The 19,132-nt window shown below is 60.1% G+C and carries 10 protein-coding genes; 4 read left to right on the top strand and 6 right to left on the bottom strand.

Features of this window, described 5'->3' with window-relative positions:
- Positions 1 to 1,871: S8 family peptidase (locus IC235_RS20140; protein WP_191007011.1), on the bottom strand; the 1,871-nt coding region annotated here is incomplete at its 3' end.
- A gap of 1,420 nt (positions 1,872 to 3,291) precedes the next feature.
- On the opposite strand from IC235_RS20140, the gene IC235_RS20135 reads away from it, so the two are divergent.
- From IC235_RS20135 to IC235_RS20125, 3 genes are all read left to right on the top strand, one after another.
- On the top strand, positions 3,292 to 3,708 hold the full coding sequence (locus tag IC235_RS20135; RefSeq protein ID WP_191007010.1) for a 6-pyruvoyl trahydropterin synthase family protein: 417 nt from the start codon (positions 3,292 to 3,294) through the stop codon (positions 3,706 to 3,708).
- A gap of 123 nt (positions 3,709 to 3,831) precedes the next feature.
- A complete protein-coding gene (gene lpxB, locus IC235_RS20130) occupies positions 3,832 to 4,944 on the top strand; it encodes a lipid-A-disaccharide synthase (protein WP_191007009.1) in 1,113 nt (370 codons plus the stop codon).
- Between the two features lie 370 nt (positions 4,945 to 5,314).
- On the top strand, positions 5,315 to 9,058 hold the full coding sequence (locus tag IC235_RS20125) for an IPT/TIG domain-containing protein (protein WP_191007008.1): 3,744 nt from the start codon (positions 5,315 to 5,317) through the stop codon (positions 9,056 to 9,058).
- A 108-nt stretch (positions 9,059 to 9,166) separates the two neighbouring features.
- On the opposite strand, the gene IC235_RS20120 is transcribed toward IC235_RS20125, so the two are convergent.
- The 3 genes from IC235_RS20120 to clpX form a co-directional block, all read right to left on the bottom strand.
- Positions 9,167 to 11,686 (bottom strand): DUF3160 domain-containing protein, encoded by a 2,520-nt coding sequence (locus tag IC235_RS20120; protein ID WP_191007007.1) that lies wholly within the window; start codon positions 11,684 to 11,686, stop codon positions 9,167 to 9,169.
- Between the two features lie 25 nt (positions 11,687 to 11,711).
- Complete coding sequence (locus tag IC235_RS20115) at positions 11,712 to 13,241, bottom strand: CapA family protein (protein ID WP_191007006.1); 1,530 nt, start codon at positions 13,239 to 13,241, stop codon at positions 11,712 to 11,714.
- A gap of 419 nt (positions 13,242 to 13,660) precedes the next feature.
- Positions 13,661 to 14,884: an ATP-dependent Clp protease ATP-binding subunit ClpX gene (gene clpX, locus IC235_RS20110; RefSeq protein WP_191007005.1), complete on the bottom strand. Its 1,224-nt coding sequence runs from the start codon at positions 14,882 to 14,884 to the stop codon at positions 13,661 to 13,663.
- Positions 14,885 to 15,960: 1,076 nt separating this feature from the next.
- Here clpX and IC235_RS20105 point away from each other — a divergent pair.
- Positions 15,961 to 16,692: a hypothetical protein gene (locus IC235_RS20105; protein ID WP_191007004.1), complete on the top strand. Its 732-nt coding sequence runs from the start codon at positions 15,961 to 15,963 to the stop codon at positions 16,690 to 16,692.
- 251 nt (positions 16,693 to 16,943) lie between these two features.
- Here the strand turns inward: IC235_RS20105 and IC235_RS20100 are convergent, their stop codons facing one another.
- Positions 16,944 to 17,642, bottom strand: a complete 699-nt coding sequence (locus tag IC235_RS20100; RefSeq protein ID WP_191007003.1) for a ClpP family protease — start codon at positions 17,640 to 17,642, stop codon at positions 16,944 to 16,946.
- 145 nt (positions 17,643 to 17,787) lie between these two features.
- Positions 17,788 to 19,116: a trigger factor gene (gene tig / locus IC235_RS20095; protein ID WP_191007002.1), complete on the bottom strand. Its 1,329-nt coding sequence runs from the start codon at positions 19,114 to 19,116 to the stop codon at positions 17,788 to 17,790.
- Between the last annotated feature and the right edge of the window lie 16 nt (positions 19,117 to 19,132).

The raw sequence follows: 19,132 nt of genomic DNA, 5'->3' as shown, positions 1-19,132 counted from the left end.
GGGGCGTCGAAGGTCTCCGTCAGCGGCGGGGCGAGGGGGGTGGGCGGGCCAAAGATGGCGTCGTAGGCGTTGATGAGTCCGGCCCCGGTGACGTTGTCGAAACCGGGGGCGCCGAGGTCGCGGGCCGTGTTCTGCAGGCGGGTGCGCAGTTGCAGGGGCGAGAGGCTGGGCTCGGCCTGCCAGAGCAGGGCCGCGACGGCTGCCGCGTTGGGCGCCGCCGCCGACGTGCCAAAGAACACGTACCCGTCCTGCGGGTCGGCTACGGGAGCTCCGAAAAAAGTGGTACTCACCGCATCGACGGCTGCCAGGTCGGGCTTGGGCCGCGTGACGGGGGTGGGCAGCGGGGTGCCGTCCGGGGCAAAGAGGATGGTGGGCGAGCCAATGGAAGTGAACGGCTCTGGCACCAGGCGGTCGAACGAGGGCGTAGCGGCGACCGCCGTCGCGCTCGCCGCGCTCGCGTGCTGGACAACGGTGCCGCTGCCAACGAAATACTCTTCCGGCACCGGCCCATTATATATAATATACTTTACCCGGGCGGGGTTAGCCGTACCCGGCCGGCGAGCAATCACCAGGTCGAAGAGTTCGTTGGGGCTGCTATTAGGGTTGGTGAAGCTTAACGTCTCCACGGGGGCCTGAGAGGCCCGGTTATTGTCGCTCGCACGGGCGATGGTGTCGCCATTAGGCGCTAAGAAATACGCGTCCAGGTCGGTCCGCACCCCGGCCGTGGTATAGAATGGGTCACTCCACTGCAGCGTAAGCGCAAAGTTGCTCCCCTTAGGGATGCGAAATCGCTGGCGCGTATCCGAGGGGCTGCTGGCCGGGGCGAAATTAAGGTCGGCCGAGCCATTGGCGGTGGGCAGAAACGTGGGCGTGAGGTATTCCGATGACCGATTGGCCGAGTTCCCGGCTAACGAGTAGTAGGCCACGCCACGCTGAGTGGTGACTTCATTCACGGCCTGCGCCACTACCCCGTCCTGAAAGAAGGGCTCTTCATAGTACCAGACATCATCGACGATGATGCGGCAATTGCCGCGGGCCGGATCGGCCAGGGCCCGAATGTTATCGGCATACGAGCCCTCGCCCTTGAAAGCCGTGGCGAAGGCCTGGGTAGCGCCCGGGGCAATGTCGTAAATGAGCTGCATCATGCCCCGGCCTTCGTCCGTCCCCCCCTCGAGGTCGTCGAGCACTTGTACGGTGGCGGGCAGGTCGCCCGAGGCCACGTCGGCCGCGGCGCCCCCCAGCGCGTTATACGAGTCGCTGAGCGTACCGATGCGCACGCCCTGGCCGGTATAGCCCGTGGGTCGCGCCCCGCGCACCCGGTTGGCCCCCAGCACGAAGTCGGCCTGGCTTTGCACTTTGCCAGCCCCAGTCTCGGGTCGCCGCACGGCCAGTACACCCAACAGCCCCCGCTGGGCCAGCGCGCTCACGCCCGCCTGCTCGGGAGCCAGTTGGGTCAGGGGCAGGTAGCCCTCGACGAAGTGGAGCTGGGGATAGGAGCTCACCACCCGAAAGCCGCGGGCCGTGAGTTGGGGCAGCAGCGCGTTCACCTCCTGAGCCGTGACGCGCACGAGCACGGCGGGGGCCGAGGCGGCCGCGCCCCGCTGGGCCGCGCCGGCCTGGGGGGCGCTTACGGAAAGATCGGCAAATTCGCGCTGGAGCTGGCTGGCCGCCCCCACCTGGCGCGAGCGTTGATACAGTTGCTGCAGTTCGCCGCCGATGCGCGATTGGGGATTGGGGCGGAAGCCGGGCGTGGGACCGGGGCGGGAGACGGCCGTCTGCCGCCGCGGCGGTTGGAAATCCGGCAGGTCAGCCTGCGCCAGGGCGGAGGTTGCGCTCAAGAGCGCAAGCCCCAGCAGGTAAGTTTGTTTCATAGATGAGAAAGGGGTGAGCGTGATGGGTGATTCGTGTTTTCAGGATTGTACATCCTGGATTTTTGAGGGTGAGACTTGCTATTTAATAACCGTATGGGTTCTGGCAACTTTGATAGGCAGATGCAAAGGTTGCGTTTACCATCAGCCCCTCTCCGTAAAACAATGACAAAACGGGGCTTTTCGATGATGAAATGAGAGCGAGGCGTCTCATACGTATGCTCTCATTAACCAAAGCACCAGATTGGGGCTTGAAGCGCTGAACTTGTTGTAATGTGCCAGATGCGCGAGTACGCGGGCGGGTTGCCTGGAGTGCCTGTTTTTTGTAGTGAGGTGGAAGAGCAATTATTTGTTCCGGGCCCGTCGCGGCCTGCAGGTCCAACTCAACTGTCGGAGCCGAGCCAGTGAAGCTATTATTGTGGGAGTTGTTCGGTTGCTGGTGGGCTCGTTTAATAGCAGGCCGTCAGAAAATAAATACGGGTCAATTGCTTGGGATTCTTCCACGTGTTTGTTTTCATGGGTTGGTTGGTTAAGGTGAAAAAGATTTGCCTGTGGCTGAGGCAGCGTAAACAACCCGTACACGCTCAGCCAGACTCACGGGTCTGGCTCGGCAAAACACACTAACTAACGGCTTAAAAAAGGGCTTGGTGATATGCAGGGAGAGGATTTGGATGAGCGGGCTCGTTTTTTTAATAAACGCCCCGATCGGCGATATAAACTCAGTTCATCCAATTTATCCGTCGTTTGCTTACTTTCATTCGTAGTAATAATTAAGGAAATAATTCGCCAACCTTTGTGCCGGTATACACTGAGTGGTTAGCGATTGTCTCCGGGACAAGCAGGGAACTGTTGAAGGGAGAAGAGAACATGTTGTAGCCTTTGCTAGCCTAAACCTAGAACCCAGTTACGCTTGGGCTCACTGAATTTTACACGAGTGCGGGAAAAGGTGAGTTAAGCGTAGGGGCCCCAGGTGCAAACTATATCGCGGGCTCAGCCAAATCATTACAGGGTTGACGAAACCGCCGCCGACACCTGCCCCAATCATTCCAGGCCCCTGCTCGTGCTCCATGAGCACACCCGAGCAGGGGCCTACAAGGGCGGCTTGGTGGGAGAGTTCTGAAGATTATCCCGAATGCTGCTCGGTGACGGTTTTCCAGTGGCCTGCGACGTGCGGACCCACCTGATAGGCAGGCTAGAGCGTAATGCAGCGTATCGCTCTTCGTATATTTGCTGCGAAAATTAAGGGTTGATGTGCCTTTGGGAGGCTGAGTATCTAGCGGCCCGATGGCGGCCGGTTCGTAGAGAATGATTGCTAGTCGTGGCCGCCAGCTTATCAAGGCTTCGTACCCGTTGAACACGTGCCGCAGGCCAACTAGCTTTTCAATCAGCCCATCAACCCGCCAGCCCATCACCCCCTCAGAAAATGATCTACATCAGCCGGCAGGAACACTTCAACGCGGCGCACAAGCTCCACAACCCGAAGTGGAGTGAGGAGCGCAACCGCGAAGTGTTCGGCCCCTGTGCCAACACCAACTGGCACGGCCATAACTACGATCTCATCGTGACCGTGAAAGGTGAGCCCGACCCCGAAACGGGGTTTGTCGTTGATTTGAAAGCGCTTTCCGACCTGCTGCGCACCCACATTACCGAGCAGGTCGACCACAAGAACCTCAACCTCGACGTCCCCTTCATGGCGGGCCAAATGGCTAGCACCGAGAACCTGGCCATTGCCTTCTGGCAAATTCTGGAACGGGAACTACCAGCCATCACTGCAGCCAAGCTGCACTGCGTGAAACTTTACGAGACGCCGCGCAATTTTGTGGAGTACTACGGCGGGTAAGTCTGCTCACTGGCCATGCTGACGAAGGAAGCAATCTATCACGGGCGCTTTCGTCAGAACTACTAACCCTTGCGGTGCGGACGTGATAAGGTCTGGCGCTGCGCTCAGGATGACATAATTAGGTTGAAGTACTATCTCATTGCCGGCGAGCGGTCGGGCGACTTCCACGCGGCCAACCTCATGCGCGAGCTGCGCCAACAGGATGCGGCGGCGCAGTTTCGCTACTGGGGCGGCGACCAAATGCAAGCCCAAGGCGGCGAGCTGGTGCGCCATTACCAGGATTTGGCCATTATGGGGTTTGTGGAAGCGGCCACCAGCATCCTCAAATTCCGGGCCTACCTCAAGCAGTGCCAGCAGGACTTGCTCGCTTATAAGCCCGATGTATTGATTCTGGTGGACTACGCGGGGTTCAACTTGCGGATGGCCAAAGTAGCCAAGGAGCATGGCATCAAGGTGTTTTACTATATCTCGCCCAAAATCTGGGCCTGGAACCAGAGCCGGGTTGAGAAGGTGAAGGCCCACGTGGACAAGATGTTCGTCATCCTGCCCTTTGAGGAGGAGTTCTACCAGAAATTCGGCTACGGCGTAGATTATACTGGCAACCCCACGGCCGACTCGATTGCGGAATTTCAGCCCACTCCCGATTTTTTTGAGCGCAACCGCCTCGACCCCGAGCGGCCCATCATCGCGGTGCTGCCGGGCTCGCGCAAGCAGGAGATCGAGGAGATGCTGCACGAAATGGTCGCCATCCTGCCGGGCTTTCAGGAGTACCAGTTCGTGGTGGCCGGCGTAAACAACCTGGACCCCAACTACTACCGGCATTTTCACCGCAATGGCATCCGGTTCGTGTTCGACCAAACGTTCGACCTGCTGAGCCACGCCACGGCGGCCCTGGTCACCAGCGGCACGGCCACGCTCGAAACCGCGCTGTTTGGCGTGCCTCAAATCGTGTGCTATCGCACCAGCACCCTAAGCTACGCCATTGGCAAAATGGTGATTAAGGTGCCCTACATTTCGCTGGTGAACCTAATTGCGGGCCGCGTCATCGTAAAAGAGCTCATTCAAGGCGACTTCACCGCCCGTAACCTGCTCGACGAGCTGCGAGCTATGCTCACCGATGCGGATTATCTGGCGCGCATCAAGGCCGGCTACGCGGAGCTGCGAGAGAAGCTGGGGCAGCATCAGGCGGCTAAGAAAACGGCCGAGCTAATGGTGAAGTACCTGCAAGCAGGTTGAGAATTGGCTTCGGTTTCCTATGCGGAGCCGAAAGTTCTTTAGAGGGCTCTGCTTACCGATGACCGGTTTTTATTCAATTGCAACTGACGAGCATTTGTTGAATAATCGGGTTGCGGATTCTTGTAATGCCGCCGGGAGCACCCTTATTTGGTTTCCTGGGAGGACAGTATTTAGTTGCTAGCATGGGTCTTAATTTAGGCCATGGCACCTTATTTTATCATGCCTCCTCTGCTGGTCTTGTTCGCAGGATGGAGAGCTTGGTCGCTATCATGCTAACGAGAGGTTCAGAATACCACGTCACGTTACTGCTACTGCCAGAGTTTTTCTTAGCTTTACCATTTCCACATCAAACTACATTTAAACAGTTACTATGAAACAACGGTACCAGGGCCGCTCGGCCACTCATCTTTCAGCAGCGGCTTCGGGGGCCGTGACCGGCCTGCGTCGCGTCGGAGCTCTGCTGGCACTCGCGCTTGGCTTGGCCCCGGCGGCAAACGCCCAGAACAAGCCGGTTCCGCAGTTCTTCCGGGCCGATGACGAGGCCCGGGGTGCGGCCATTGCCGCCCGGCGGCTGAACACGCTGCCCCGCGCCCAGGCGCTTACCCTGGACCTGACGGGCCTGCGCGCGGCCCTGGCCACGGCCCCGGCGGAAAAGGCCCTCGCGGCCCGGTCGGCTACCGCTCCGCTGGTGCTGGCCCTGCCCCTGCCCAACGGAACCACCGGCCGGTTTGCCATCCACGAGGCTCCAGTGATGGCGCCCACCTTGGCGGCCCGGTTTCCTGAAATCAAGACGTACGCTGGCGTAGGCCTGGACGACGCCTCCGCCTCGGTGCGGCTCGACCTGACGCCGCGGGGATTTCACGCCCAGGTGCTTACGGCCGAGGGCAATAGCTTTTATATCGACCCCGTGGTTCCAACCGATACCCGGCATTACCTCGGTTTTTACAAGCGGGACATGAACTGGGAGGGCGCTCCGGCCCCCACCTGCGGCTTTCGGCCCGATGCTGAATCGAAAACGACCCTCGCCCAGCGGGGTGGTAGTGCGAATGGGCGGCCCGCCACTGGGGTTGCCAGGGCTCTCGCGAGCGGCTCGCAGCTAACCACCTACCGTCTGGCCCTGGCCTGCACCCCCGAGTACTCCCTAGCCCGAGGGAACACGATGGCCAGCGTGATGGCGGCGGAAGTCAGCTCTGTCAACCGCGTGGTGGGCGTATACGAAAGAGAGCTGGCCGTTCGCATGGTGCTGGTGCCCAACAACGACCTGCTGACTATCCTGAGCGGGACGGGCACTCCTTCGCCCTATACCAATAACGACGGCTCAGCCATGCTGCGGCAGAACCAAACCAGGATAGATAATATCATTGGCTCGGCCAATTACGACATTGGCCACGTGTTCAGCACCGGGGGCGGTGGAATTGCTTCCCTCGGGTCGGTTTGCGTGGCTACTCGCAAGGCCCAGGGAGTTACCGGATCGCCCAACCCGGTGGGCGATGCTTTCGATATCGACTATGTAGCGCACGAGATGGGGCACCAGTTCGGGGGCAGCCACACCTTCAACGGAAACGGAGTCAACTGCGGCGGCGGCAACCGTGAAGCCACTACCGCCTGGGAGCCGGGCTCGGGGTCGACCATCATGGCGTACGCCGGTATTTGCGGAGCGGCCCACGATTTGCAGCCCAATTCCGATGCCTTCTTCCACACCGGCAGCTACGAGCAGATGCGCACTTTTATTGAAAGCACGCCCTGCGGCACCCGCCAGCCCACCGACAATACGCCCCCCAGCGTCACGGTTCCGGCCAGCGGCAAAACCTTGCCCATCGGCACGCCCTTTAAGCTGACGGCCACTGGTACCGACACCCAAAACGACGCGCTGACCTATTTATGGGAGGAGTTGGACCTGGGGCCCGTCGGCTCGCCGACCACGGCCCAGGTTCCGGGCAGCACAGTGCCGCTGTTCCGCTCGTTTGTGCCCTCTGCTTCCGGCACCCGCTATTTCCCCCGGTTGAGCAATTTGGTGGCGAACACAACGGTGATCGGAGAGCGGCTGCCTACGGTAACGCGTACGCTGAAGTTCCGCTGCACCGTCCGCGACGAGCACTCAGGCCCGCTGGGTGTAGTCGGAGGCGTGAATTTCAGCTCCTTAGTGAATTTAAACGTGAGCAGCACCGCCGGCCCGTTCGTGCTGACCGCTCCAAACACGGCCCAGTCATGGAGCGGGGGATCGGCCCAAACCATTACCTGGGACGTGGCTAACACCACCGCGCCGCCCGTAAGCTGCGCCCGCGTGAACTTGCGTATGAGCCTCGATGGGGGCCTGACCTACCCCGTGGTACTGGCCCTAAACGAGGCCAACGACGGCTCGGCGGTGATTGCCGCTCCTAACGTAGCCACCACCCAAGCCCGGGTAATGGTGGAAGCAGCCGATAATTATTTCTTCGATATTTCGAACGTAGATTTTACCGTGATACCCGTGCCTGGGCCCACTATCACGAGCTTCTCGCCCGCGGGCGGCTTGGTGGGCACGGTAGTCGTTATCACTGGTACCAACTTCACCGGAGCCACCGCCGTGGCCTTCAACGGCCAGCCCGCCGCGAGCTTCACGGTGAACTCGCCCACCCAGATTACGGCTACGGTAGCCCCGGGGACGACCACGGGCCCCATTACGGTAACGACCCCCACCGGCACGGGCACTTCGGCTACGCCCTTCGTGGTTGCGAGCCCGCCCGTCGTCGTCAGCTTCACGCCTAGTACGGGTGGGGCCGGCACCAGCGTGGTAATTACGGGTACGGGCTTCACCGCCGTCACTGGGGTACAGTTCAACGGTACCTACGCGCCCGTATTCACCGTGAATTCGGCTACTCAGATCACCGTAGTGGTACCTCCCGGAGCCACTAGCGGGCCCATTACCGTAACTACGGCGGCAGGTACTGGCGTCTCGGTAGCCAGCTTTACGGTTATTCCAGCTCCGGTTATTAGCTCCTTTACGCCGACAATTGGCCCCGCCGGAACAGCGGTGGTGCTCACCGGTAACAATTTCACGGGTACCACGCAGGTGACGTTCAACGGCACGGTAGCTCCCACGTTCACGGTAAACTCGCCCACCCAGATTACCGTGACAGTGCCGGCCGGCGCTACCACCGGGCCCATCACGGTACAGGCTGCGGGCGGCCCCGGCAGCTCCTCCACTAACTTCCGGGTTCCCCCCGTCAACGACCTTTGCGCCAATGCCCTGCCGCTACTCTGCGGCCAAACCGTAACCGGTTCTACCGAGGACGTCACTGCTACTGGTGACCCGACCGAAACCTGCGACGAGGTCGTTGATGCCGGAGGAATGTTCTATACGATCATGGGCAACGGCCAACGCATTACCGTTTCCACTTGCAGCCCCGCTACGGACTTCGATACCAAGCTGTTTGTGTTTTCGGGCACTTGCGGCAGCTACACCTGCGTAGGCGGCAACGACGACGCCGCCTCGTGTAGCGCCAACTCGGTGGCGTCGAACGTGACGTTCACTTCGGTACCTGGCACCGCTTACAAGGTGTTCGTTACCGGCTGGGAAGTTTCGAAGGGTGCCTTTAGCCTGAGTGCTACCTGTACCGCGATTCTGCCGGCTATTTCCTCGCTGAGCCCCACCAGTGGGCCAGTTGGCACCGTTGTAACCATCACCGGAACCAACTTCACCGGTGCTACGGGAGTGAGCCTGAACGGCAGCCCAATCACGGGCTTCACCGTGGTGAATGCTACCACCATCACCTTTACCGTACCCACTGGTGCCACTACCGGTAACATCGTGGTGACTACCCCCGGCGGCACCAGCTCCGGAGTAACTTTCACGGTTACCATAGCTTCGGCCACCGCTAATGCTACCAAGAGCGAGTTCAGCGTGTGGCCCAACCCGGTTGCTGGTAAAGGGATTCTGCACGTGACCCTGGCCGCCCCCGCGCCCACGGCCGTTCTTACCGTACACAACTTGCTGGGCCAGCTGATAAGCACCCGCACTTTCAGCGGCAAGACCGCCGAGCTGGCCACTACTGGCTTGCCCACTGGTACCTACTTGCTCACCGTGCAGGTAGGCGAGCGCAGCCCCAGCATCCAGCGCGTGGTGGTGGAATAGCCACTGCCCCTGGGAGTGACTGCTCCCGCTGCTAACAACAAGGCCCGCCAATCGGCGGGCCTTGTTGTTTTGGAGGTGGTGGCAGCGTCCGAAACACCTCGCTGTTGCTTAGTAGTGCTCCGCCTTGGGGAATTTAGGTCCTGGTACGATAAGTTCGCGCAGCCAGGTGGGCCGGGCCGGCGGAGCGGTCTTCAGCTTGGTCTGCCATTCCTCATCGGTGAGGCGGGTGGGGCTTTTAAATTCATAGTAGCTGAACACGGGGCCCACCGCGGTTACTGCAATACCGTTGATTTCGACCACCGTGTACAGGGCATCCACCGCGCCCACTGCTTCTTCCAGCATGAAGGAGTTGTAAGCGTACACGTCGGCCACTACGCCCAGGTGCCGTTCGCGTTCGGGCAGCCGGTCGGTTTTGAGAATGTTGAAGGTGAGCTGCTCGGCCCAGCCGCCAATCTCGGACAGATCCCGCATAGTTGCTTGGCTAACTTTCTCGCCCCGTAGTTCTTGCTGGGCAACCGTGCGCATAGCTTCAATCTTCTCGCGGAGCTCCTTGTTTAAGCCGCTCAGGTGCGGCGTATTGGCTTGCAGACGGGTGAGGGCCCGGTCCTGAAAAGCCAGCAGACTGAGGGCCGCGTTCCAGAAGGGCAGATTGGGTTCGACGTAGGCAAGAATTTCGGGCTCGGGTGGTCCGCCGTCACCACCACCACCCATCTCGGCAGCCATCGGCTGCTCAGAATACAGCAGCAGATCGTGCTTGAGCTCGGCCCATCCGCCGAGGGCCGAGCTCAAGTTGCGCTTCTGCCAGGCCGGCGTGCGGGTAAAGAGCGGCGTGCCAGCCACCGGTGCGGGCGCGCTCAGGCTGAGTAGCGTCTGCAAGGTTTTGGTGTACAGGTTGCGGTCCCAGACTGGAGCAGCGGCGAACTGCTTTTGCAGTTGCCGCAACGTGTCGGGGTAGGCGGGCCACTGGGTGGCTTCGCGGTAGTGGTTCAGCAGCACGTCCTGGGCGGTGCGGTTGCCAAAGGTGGCAAAGACGTCCAGGCCCTTCGGAAACGGACGCCTTTGGTTGCGCACTTCAATCAGCCGGGAGAAGATTTCGCCGTCGAACGAGTAGCGGCCGGCGGTGAAGAGCAGGGTAGGACGGTCGAGGGCCTCTTGAGCATGCGCGGTGATGCCCTTGGCATGAATGCGGTCGGTGCCGGTCGCTACCAGCGCGGGCCGCAAGCGGGCCAGCACGGCCGGCGCGGCCAGCTCATCCAGGGTTTTGCCGGCGTAGTCCGGGCTCGCCAGCAGCTTGAGCAGGTTGGTGAGCGAGCGGTTGTCTTCCTCACCCGCCAGCACATCGAGCACCTGGGTGAAGGTCTGGAAGCCCCGCGTGGCCGTTGGGCTGGCCGCGACGGCTTTGGCCAGGGCCACGGCGCGCAGCAAGCCGGCGTCGGTATCCAGAAAAACCGGCGCCGTGTTCAGCCACTTCACCGTGCGGAAGTAGCGGCGCGTGGTATCGTTGCGGGTGTACATGCCGCGGGGTTTGAGGGCGCTGTATTGAAACAGCGAGTCTTGCAGCAGCACCGAGCCTTTACCCTCGGCTTGGTTGGCCGCGGCAATTTCGGCCGCGACCAGGGTCGTGTAGGCTTCGGGTACCGCGCCCGAACGGCCGGTGAGCAGGCTTTGGCCCACGGCATAGTAGGCGGCGGCCCACTCAGCAGCGGCGCGCGCTTCGGGCTGCTGGCTCCGCTGGGCCAGGGTGCGGGCCTGGGTGTTGCCCTGGCTCAGCATGGTACTTACCACGGGCAGAAGGCGCTCTTCCTCCACGTCGCTGAGAATGCCGTTGAAGTACTTGTGGAGCAGTTGCAGGAATAAATCGGTGGTGACAAAGGCCGGCGTGAAGGCATACTCGCCCTTGTCGTAGAGGTAGAACAATTGTTCCTCCTCGGTGGGTACGATGGCAAAGTTTTGGCGGGTGAGCGCAGTGCGTAGCGCGGCCGGAAGCTCAAACTCGCGCTGATTAGTCACAAAATCAAGGTTAATCATGGGGTAGCCGCCCTGCGGCGCTATGCGGCCGGCCAGCAGCTTGGCTTCGAGCGCTTGCAGCTTGCGCTCAAACGCGGCTTCCTGCTGGTTGAGCGGCACCGGAATAACAGCGGCGGCAATAGGCTCGCCCTTCGAGTCGGTGGTTTCGCTCCAGAGGGGGGTATACCAAGTTGTCTTGTCAAAGTAGCGCCGTAGCGTGGCGTTCATGAAGCAGTAGCCGTTACGCGCGTAGAGGGTATTGCGGAGCAACACCAGGTCGAGGTAGGATTTGCCGGCCAAAGGCTGGTTATAGTCGAAGGTTGGCAGCGGGCCTCGCTTCTCGTACGTGTAGTACTCTTTGATGTACGGCCGGGCATGCACCTGGGCCAGCATGGCTTTGTCTTCGGTGAACACCACCGGCACCCGTTCGCCAAACCCGTTGGCGTGCCCCGCACCATTGCTCTCGGGTAAAGCAGCGTCGCTGGGTGCGTCGGCAGCAAGTGGCGCCTGGGCTCCGGAACCTGGCCGGGGTGGCGCCTTGCGTTGCCAGAAAAAGTAGCCCGCGCCGAGCGCCAAGGCGAGGATAATCCCGCAAAGGGACAGGGTAAGTTTGCGGTTCATGCTGATAAGGAGAAAAAAGAGGAGGTCATAAAACGAAGTCCCGATAAGCCGCGTCCAGCGACTGTCGCGGGGCCAAAAAGCCATCCAGGGTCAGGCCAAAGCCCTGCCAGTGGTAACGTCCCACGCAGTAGCGCCCATTGGGGGCTTGTTCAAGCGTGCGAACATATGTCGGGCCGGGCGGCGTCCGCACCGTCTTGAAGTAAAGCAGCCGGTAGCTCAGCCGTGAGCCCCGCCAGCGCGGCTGTAGCTGGCCCGTCGAATCGAGGAAATACACGAACAGCCGCCGGTGCCGGGCCCCATCAAAGCGGGTGGGCTTAATGGGGCCAATAAGCACGTCGGCATAGCCGTCGTTGTCCACATCCCCCGTGCCGAAAGCGTAAACGGGAAACCGAAAAGTGAGGGTCGAGTAACCCCCGTTAGCAGTCGGCACCCACACCTGCGACTGCCGGGCGTAAGGCAGGTAGCGCAGCCGTGCCGTGGTGGGCCCGGCCGGACCTGCCACGGCTACTCGCCGCTCAAAGAAGCCGGCCACCGAATCGAACTCAGCACCGGCCCCGACGGGTTGTAGCCGCCAGCCGCTCCCGGTCCCGTCGGGCACCAGCCGTACCGCCGGCGAATAGCGCCGAATACGAGCCGCCAGCCCGGCTTGAGCGGGAGCATTAGCTGTTTGGGGTACGGCTCCCACCAATTGTAGCGGTCGGATGAACGTGCCCACTACGCGCCCGTCGCGCAGGTCGAAGTCGGCTTGCACCGCCAGGTCCGTCGCCGAGCCCTGCTGATCGAACAGAAAGTTGCCGAGACTGTAGAGAATGGGGCGGCCACGATAATATTCCACGGTTTGCACCACGTGGGGGTGGGCGCCGACTACGGCCGCCGCCCCGCAGTCGATGAGCGTGCGCGCCTGTTGCCGCTGCTCCCGGGTGGGCAGGCCGGCGTATTCGGTGCCCCAGTGCAGGTAGACCAGGACCGCCCGCTTGGGAAACAGGGTTTTGTAGGTAGCCAACCGCTCGCACAGGGCCCTGAAGTGTCCGCCGCACACGCAGCTCTCGCCGGCCATTGTTCCCCGGAATGCGGAATAGGCCAGCACGGCCACGCTGCTATCAGCACCCAGCAGGGTTGGCAGGCACCCAGCCGTCGAGTCGGGCTGGTAGCCCAAGGCCCCCACATTGGTGGCGCGCACGGCCTGGTAGGTATCGCGTAAGCCGGTCAGGTGCTGGTCGAGCGTGTGGTTATTGGCTAGCGAAACGTGGGTGAATCCTAACCGGCGCAGCCACCCGGCCCAGCTCGGAGCCCCCCGAAATACAAACGGCTTCGCCACTGGCTGGTGGGTGGTTGTGAGCGGGCACTCCAGGTTGCCAATAACGTAGCGGCTGTCGGCCCACCAGGTGCGGGCGCGGTGAGCCAGCGCGCTGCTGTCGCGCGCCAGGGCCGTGGGCACGCTGCGGGCCAGCAGCACGTCGCCCACCACACTCACTCGCAAGGGCAATTCTGGCTGGCACGCGGCCAGGGTCGTGCCCACTAGCAGCCCGGCTAAAATCGAAATACGCAAGTGCATAAATCAGTGAAACAGATAGGCTCCCGGCTACCAGGCACAAGCTTGGTCCTGGAAATGTCGTCAATATATCCAGCATCAACACATGGTTGCGCTCTTGCGACGTTTTAAACGACCAGCTTAATCCTAATCAAGTACTATATATTATTAAAATAAAGATAATTACGAGAATCTTGAGCCTTGTCATAATGACTAACAGCTTCTCCGTGCCAAACTGGGTCTGCCAGTACCTACACCGGCTGAATGACCCCGCTCTGAACCAACGGAATACTTGGTCCCTACCGGAGGTGCCCTCGTCAACCGCAATGAGAACTCATCGAACTGGTCCGCAATTCGAGGCAATAAAAAAAGGGAAGCCGGACCCTGGTCAAGCTTCCCTTTAGCTGGTCAAAGCACTGCTCCGCCAGCGAGGCGGTCTCAGCCTAAGCGGCCCGCATATGTCGTAGCGTCGACTTCTCGAACTTGCTGCGGCAGTAGCTCAGGTTAATCAGTAGCTCGTCGGCCCCGTCCTGCGAGGGCATCTCGAACATGGCATCGGTCATGATGCTCTCGCAGATCGAGCGCAGGCCCCGGGCCCCGAGGCGGTACTCATCGGCCTTCTCCACGATGTATTCGAGCGCTTCTTCCGTGAAGTCGAGCTTAATGTTTTCCATGTTGAACAGGCGCTTGTACTGCTTCACGAGCGAGTTTTTGGGCTCGGTCAGAATCATGCGCAGCGTAGTGCGGTCCAGCGGGTTGAGGTGGGTAAGCACGGGCAGGCGGCCGATGAGCTCCGGGATGAGGCCGAAGCTCTTGATGTCCTGAGCCGACACGTAGCGCAGGAAGTTCTCGGTGTCGATCTGCTCTTCCAGGTTGGTTTTGGCGAAGCCCAGCGGCTTGGTGTTCAAGCGGCTTTTGATGATGCGGTCGAGGCCCGAAAAGGCACCGCCGCAGATGAAGAGAATGTTTTCGGTGTTCACCGAAATCATTTTTTGCTCGGGGTGCTTGCGGCCCCCTTGGGGCGGCACGTTGATGGCCGTGCCTTCGAGCAGCTTCAGCAGGGCCTGCTGTACGCCTTCGCCGCTCACGTCGCGCGTGATGCTGGGGTTGTCGCTCTTGCGGGCAATCTTGTCGATTTCGTCGATGTACACGATGCCGCGCTCGGCCGCTTCGAGGTTGTAGTCGGCCGCTTGGAGCAGGCGGGTAAGAATGCTCTCTACATCTTCGCCCACGTAGCCGGCTTCCGTCAGCACGGTCGCGTCGGCGATGCAGAAAGGCACTTGCAGAATCTTGGCCAGCATGCGGGCCAGGAAAGTTTTGCCGGTGCCCGTTTCGCCCACCATAATGATGTTCGACTTCTCGATCTGCACCTCGTCGTCCTGGGGCTTTTGCATCAGGCGCTTGTAGTGGTTGTACACGGCCACCGACATCACGCGCTTGGCTTCGTCCTGGCCCACCACGTATTGGTCAAGGTGCTCCTTGATGGCGCGGGGCTTAATGAGGTTAAACTTGGGCTGCTTGCTTGCGTCCTGAGCCTTGGCCTCTTCGTTGAGGATGTGCTGGGCCTGACCCACGCATTTCTCGCAGATATGGGCGTTGATACCCGAAATCATAACGGCGACTTCGCGCTTGCTCTTATTGCAAAAGGAACAGGATATTTCGGCCACGGAATGAGGAATAGAGTAGGGGTGGAAGGGGCTCTTTTTTAAACAAGCGGGCTCAAAGGTACAACAGGGCTGACGTCCGCGTTGGGAAAAGCGTGTGATTCAGCAAAAGCCTGAATACTGCCCTTGACCGATAGAGGCGTAGCCTTTAAAAACTTCGCCTCGCACAAAGTTCATGGAGTAGCACTTTGTTTTCGGCTCCTCCGTCGGGCAGTTAAGGACGCTGATATTGAACGGAGGGTTGCCTGCCCCCAGTCTCATCGAAGACTTGCCGCGGAAAACCCGACGGCTCGCAAGCAACCCAGTAACTGTTTAAAGCACTTCTTACAAGCTAAGCAGATGATAAAGTATCTATTTGCAACCAATTAGGCTTTTGAGCCTATTTATTTAAAGTAAATTCAGAGGACGACAACAAAGGCTAATGAGTAACCAACGAGTATGGAAGCCGTTTAAAGTCCGCGAATGATTTGCAATGCAAGTGAATAGCATCTGGACGGGACTACCGCTTTTATGACCTTACCAACCGCCATTACCTCTTTTTCCCTTTTCGCTGACGCTATGAAAAACCCTACGCGGCGTTCCTGTTCACCTACTTTGGTGTGAGCTACTGGCCTTAATAGTGCGGGCTCGACGTTCTTGGGCGCGGCTACTATGATAGGCTGTGGTGCCGGCTTATACTACTGTTAGCATGGGAGGCCCCGCTAACAAGGAGGTCCCGGCGGATTTGAGCGGCTCCCCAATAAGGGCACCGTGCTGCCTGCTCCCAAGGCCCCGGCCGCTGTGCCATGAGAGCATCCGGTGGGCAAAGCACAACTGGTATGGCCCTCTGCCTCTGGAAAAGCTGCTAGTGGACTTACCACCCCGGCCGTATGGTCCACCACCGCAACCGTAGCGGGCACCCTCACCAACGGGCTAGCAAGGGTGGCGATGAATTCGCCGCTCGGGCTGCTGCTCCCGCCATCCACTCTACCGAAGCTGCCGTGAGCCGCCCGGTGGGGCCACACCACAATCTTGTTCCTCCAATACTGGCTAACAGCCCAGTATTCACCTTTCCTACACCACTTCTTTTCTTATCGCTGATGAAAAAGTACTTCTGCTCTCTGCTGGCACTCACGTCGCTGGCTGCTTTACCACTGGCTGCTGCCCAGGCGCAAACCACCCGCAAGCCCGCGGCCAAACCCGCCGCAAAGCCTCCCGTGAAGCCAGCAGCCAAGCCCGCCGCACCTCCTACTGGCACTGCGGCGCCAGCCCCCGCGCCAAGGCCGGCGCCGGCTCCGGCGCCGGCAGCGCGCCCCAACTCTGTCGCTGCCGGTGGCGGAACTTTTGAAGTGGGCACCAATGTCGTAAACCTAGGTATTGGGCTAGGCAACCGCTACAGCTATGGCGTGGGGTTTTTGGGTGGTAGTACATCGGTGGGGCCCGCCATCAGCCTGTCCTACGAGCGGGGCATCATGCCGCTGGGCCCGGGGGTGTTGGGCGTGGGCGGTTTTGTGGGCTACCAGGGAGCCACCTACAGTTTTATTGGCGATAAATGGAAGTACACCGACGTTACCATAATGGTGCGCGGAGCATTCCATTACCCGGTGTTGCCACAGTTGGATGCCTACGGCGGGCTAGGCCTTGGTTTGCGGCACGCCGGCGTTTCTTTTGAAGGCAGCAGCTTCTACAATACGGGTACGGCCAGTGCCAATGAGCTTGCCTCGGGCCTGTTTGCGGGCGGGCGCTACTTTTTCAGCGAAAACATAGGTGCTTTCGCCGAACTTGGCTACGATCAAACTTACCTGAAGGCAGGGCTCACGGCCAAATTCTGAGCTGGCAGAGTCGGGGCGAGCAGATGAGATTCAGCAGCCCGCCACGGCTCGCAGCGCAGGGCTAGTGCGGCTGTCCACAAATTAATCGCAGGTGAGTCAATAAGCGCTTTCGCTGGTGATATAGCACGAATAGACTGGATAAAAGAATATTGCGTCAGGTTCTCACTGCGTTTGCTTCCTGACGCCTCCACAAAAAACCTCTGCTAAGCCAGCAGAGGTTTTTTGTAAAAGCAAGTGGGTTAAACCCGCAATTAGGCTTTTTTCTTCTCCAGCACCTCGTCAATCAGGCCGTATTCTTTGGCCTCATCCGCCCGCATCCAGTAGTCGCGGTCCGAGTTATCGTGGATTTCCTGGTAGGTTTTGCCGGTGTGCTGCGCCAGAATGTCATACAGCTCTTTCTTCAGCTTAAGAATCTCGCGGGCCGTGATTTCAATGTCCGACGACTGTCCCTGCGCGCCCCCCGAAGGCTGGTGAATCATCACCCGGGCGTGGGGGAGGGCCGAGCGCTTGTTTGCGGCTCCCCCGGCCAGCAGCACGGCCCCCATCGAAGCGGCCAGGCCGGTACAGATCGTGGCCACGTCCGGGTTCACGTACTGCATGGTGTCGTAAATACCCAAGCCGGCGTACACCGAGCCCCCGGGCGAGTTGATGTAGAGCAGGATGTCCTTCTTCGCGTCGGCCGATTCCAGGAACAGCATCTGCGCCGTCAGGATGTTGGCGATGTAGTCGTCCACGGCCGTGCCCAGAAAGACAATCCGATCCATGATAAGGCGCGAAAACACGTCGATTTCGGCGAAGCGGGTGGGGCGCTCCTCGATTACCGAGCGGGTCATGCCGGTGAAGTTCTGGCGGGCCAGGCCCTCCATATGGTTCAGGTACTGGTCCACGCCCAGGCCACTGAGGCCCTGGCCCTTCACGGCGAACTTGCGAAACTCTTGTTTATTCAGCATTTGTAAGGAATAGTGATGCGTGCTTTAGGCGTGCGCAGGTGAGGTTAGAAAGACGGCCGAAGTAAGCAAAGGTTGTTGGGAAATCAATTAAAAAAGCCCCTACGCTACCGTAAGGGCTTTTCCAAAAGACGGGGCCGCGCAGCAACTAGCTGTGCAGCGTCCGGAATTCTTCGGCCGTTACGGGCTTGTCGGTAACAACAACTTTGCCGCGCAGGTTTGCCAGCACTTTCTCTGCCAGAATGGCCTCGTACTCGTTGATGTAGTTCTTGCCATTGTCTTGCTTGAGGTAGCTGTCGGCGTAGCTGCGCATCGACTCGCGCATCTCGTCGGGCATGTTCGGCATGTTGAACTGGCCCATGATTTTGTCGAGGGTGCGGTTCACAATCTCGTCGTTGCTCACCTTCAGGCCGGCTTCTTCCACCACCTTGTTGCGAATCATGCTCCACTTCAGCTCTTTCTCGTAGTCGCTGTAGTGCTCTTCCACTTTCTCGGGCGTCAGCTTGCCTTCGTTGGCGCGCACCAGCCACTTCTTAAAAAACTCCGTGGGTACCCGAATGTCCACCGTGCTCACAAGCTGCTCCACAATGCGGTTGTTCAGGGCACCCTCGCTCTCGCGGTCGTAGTTCGATTGAATGGTCTCGCGCACCTTGGCGTCGAACTCTTCCGGCGAGGAAACGGCCTCGGGGCCGAACACCTTATCGAACAGCTCCTGGTTAAACTCGGGCGCGGCCGTGCGATTCACTTTTTCCACGTTCAGCACGTAGTCGCCGGTGGCCGCCGCGGCTTCCTCCTTGCTCAAGCCCGAAAAGTTCGAAATCGAAGCCGCGTCGTTGCTGAAGGCTGCTTGCAGATCAAACGTAATCGAGTCGCCCGCCTTCTTGCCGATGAACGGAGCAACGTCGCCGGTTACTTTCTTAATGGGCAGCAGCACGGTCCGGCCTTCGCCTTCCTCATCGGCCTTCTTCAGCTTGCCGAAGAGGTAGTCGCCCGCTTCCGACGCCTCGGGGTTAGTCGTCTCGCCGTACTGACGGGCAATCTGCTCGTTGGTTTGCGCCAGGGTTTCCTCGTCGATGGTCACCTGGTGGCGCTCCACCTGCAAAGCCCCGTCGGCGGGCAGCTGAAAGTCGGGCAGCAGGCCCAGCTCAAACTGAAAGTCGAAGTCTTTGTCGGTATCAAAATCGACGTTGCTTGGTACCGGCAGCGGCTCTCCCAGCAGCCGGATGTTGTTTTCCTTGATGTAGGAATCCACGGCCTTGCCCAGGATTTTGTTGATTTCCTCGGCCAGAATGCCTTTGCCGTACATCTTGCGCACCATCCCCACCGGCACCATGCCCGGCCGGAAGCCTTTCACCTGGGCGCGCTTGGTGTAGTCTTTGATTTGCTTGTCAACCGTCGGCGCGTAGTCGGCTTCGGTCAGCTGCACCGTCAGCAGCCCAGTCAGCTGCTCGTCGTTCTTATCCAGGGTAATGTTCAAAACAAGGGAGCCGGCT

Origin of the sequence: Hymenobacter montanus, assembly GCF_014699115.1 — a bacterium.
Taxonomy (GTDB): domain Bacteria; phylum Bacteroidota; class Bacteroidia; order Cytophagales; family Hymenobacteraceae; genus Hymenobacter; species Hymenobacter montanus.
This window is presented reverse-complemented; position numbering and strand designations above follow the sequence as displayed.

What these genes read in the sequence shown, in the direction of transcription:
- IC235_RS20135 (WP_191007010.1), top strand. Translation starts at nt 3,292, where the DNA reads ATGATCTACATCAGCCGGCAGGAACACTTCAACGCGGCGCACAAGCTC.
- IC235_RS20125 (WP_191007008.1), top strand. Translation starts at nt 5,315, where the DNA reads ATGAAACAACGGTACCAGGGCCGCTCGGCCACTCATCTTTCAGCAGCG.
- IC235_RS20120 (WP_191007007.1), bottom strand. Translation starts at nt 11,686, where the DNA reads ATGAACCGCAAACTTACCCTGTCCCTTTGCGGGATTATCCTCGCCTTG.
- IC235_RS20115 (WP_191007006.1), bottom strand. Translation starts at nt 13,241, where the DNA reads ATGCACTTGCGTATTTCGATTTTAGCCGGGCTGCTAGTGGGCACGACC.
- IC235_RS20105 (WP_191007004.1), top strand. Translation starts at nt 15,961, where the DNA reads ATGAAAAAGTACTTCTGCTCTCTGCTGGCACTCACGTCGCTGGCTGCT.
- IC235_RS20100 (WP_191007003.1), bottom strand. Translation starts at nt 17,642, where the DNA reads ATGCTGAATAAACAAGAGTTTCGCAAGTTCGCCGTGAAGGGCCAGGGC.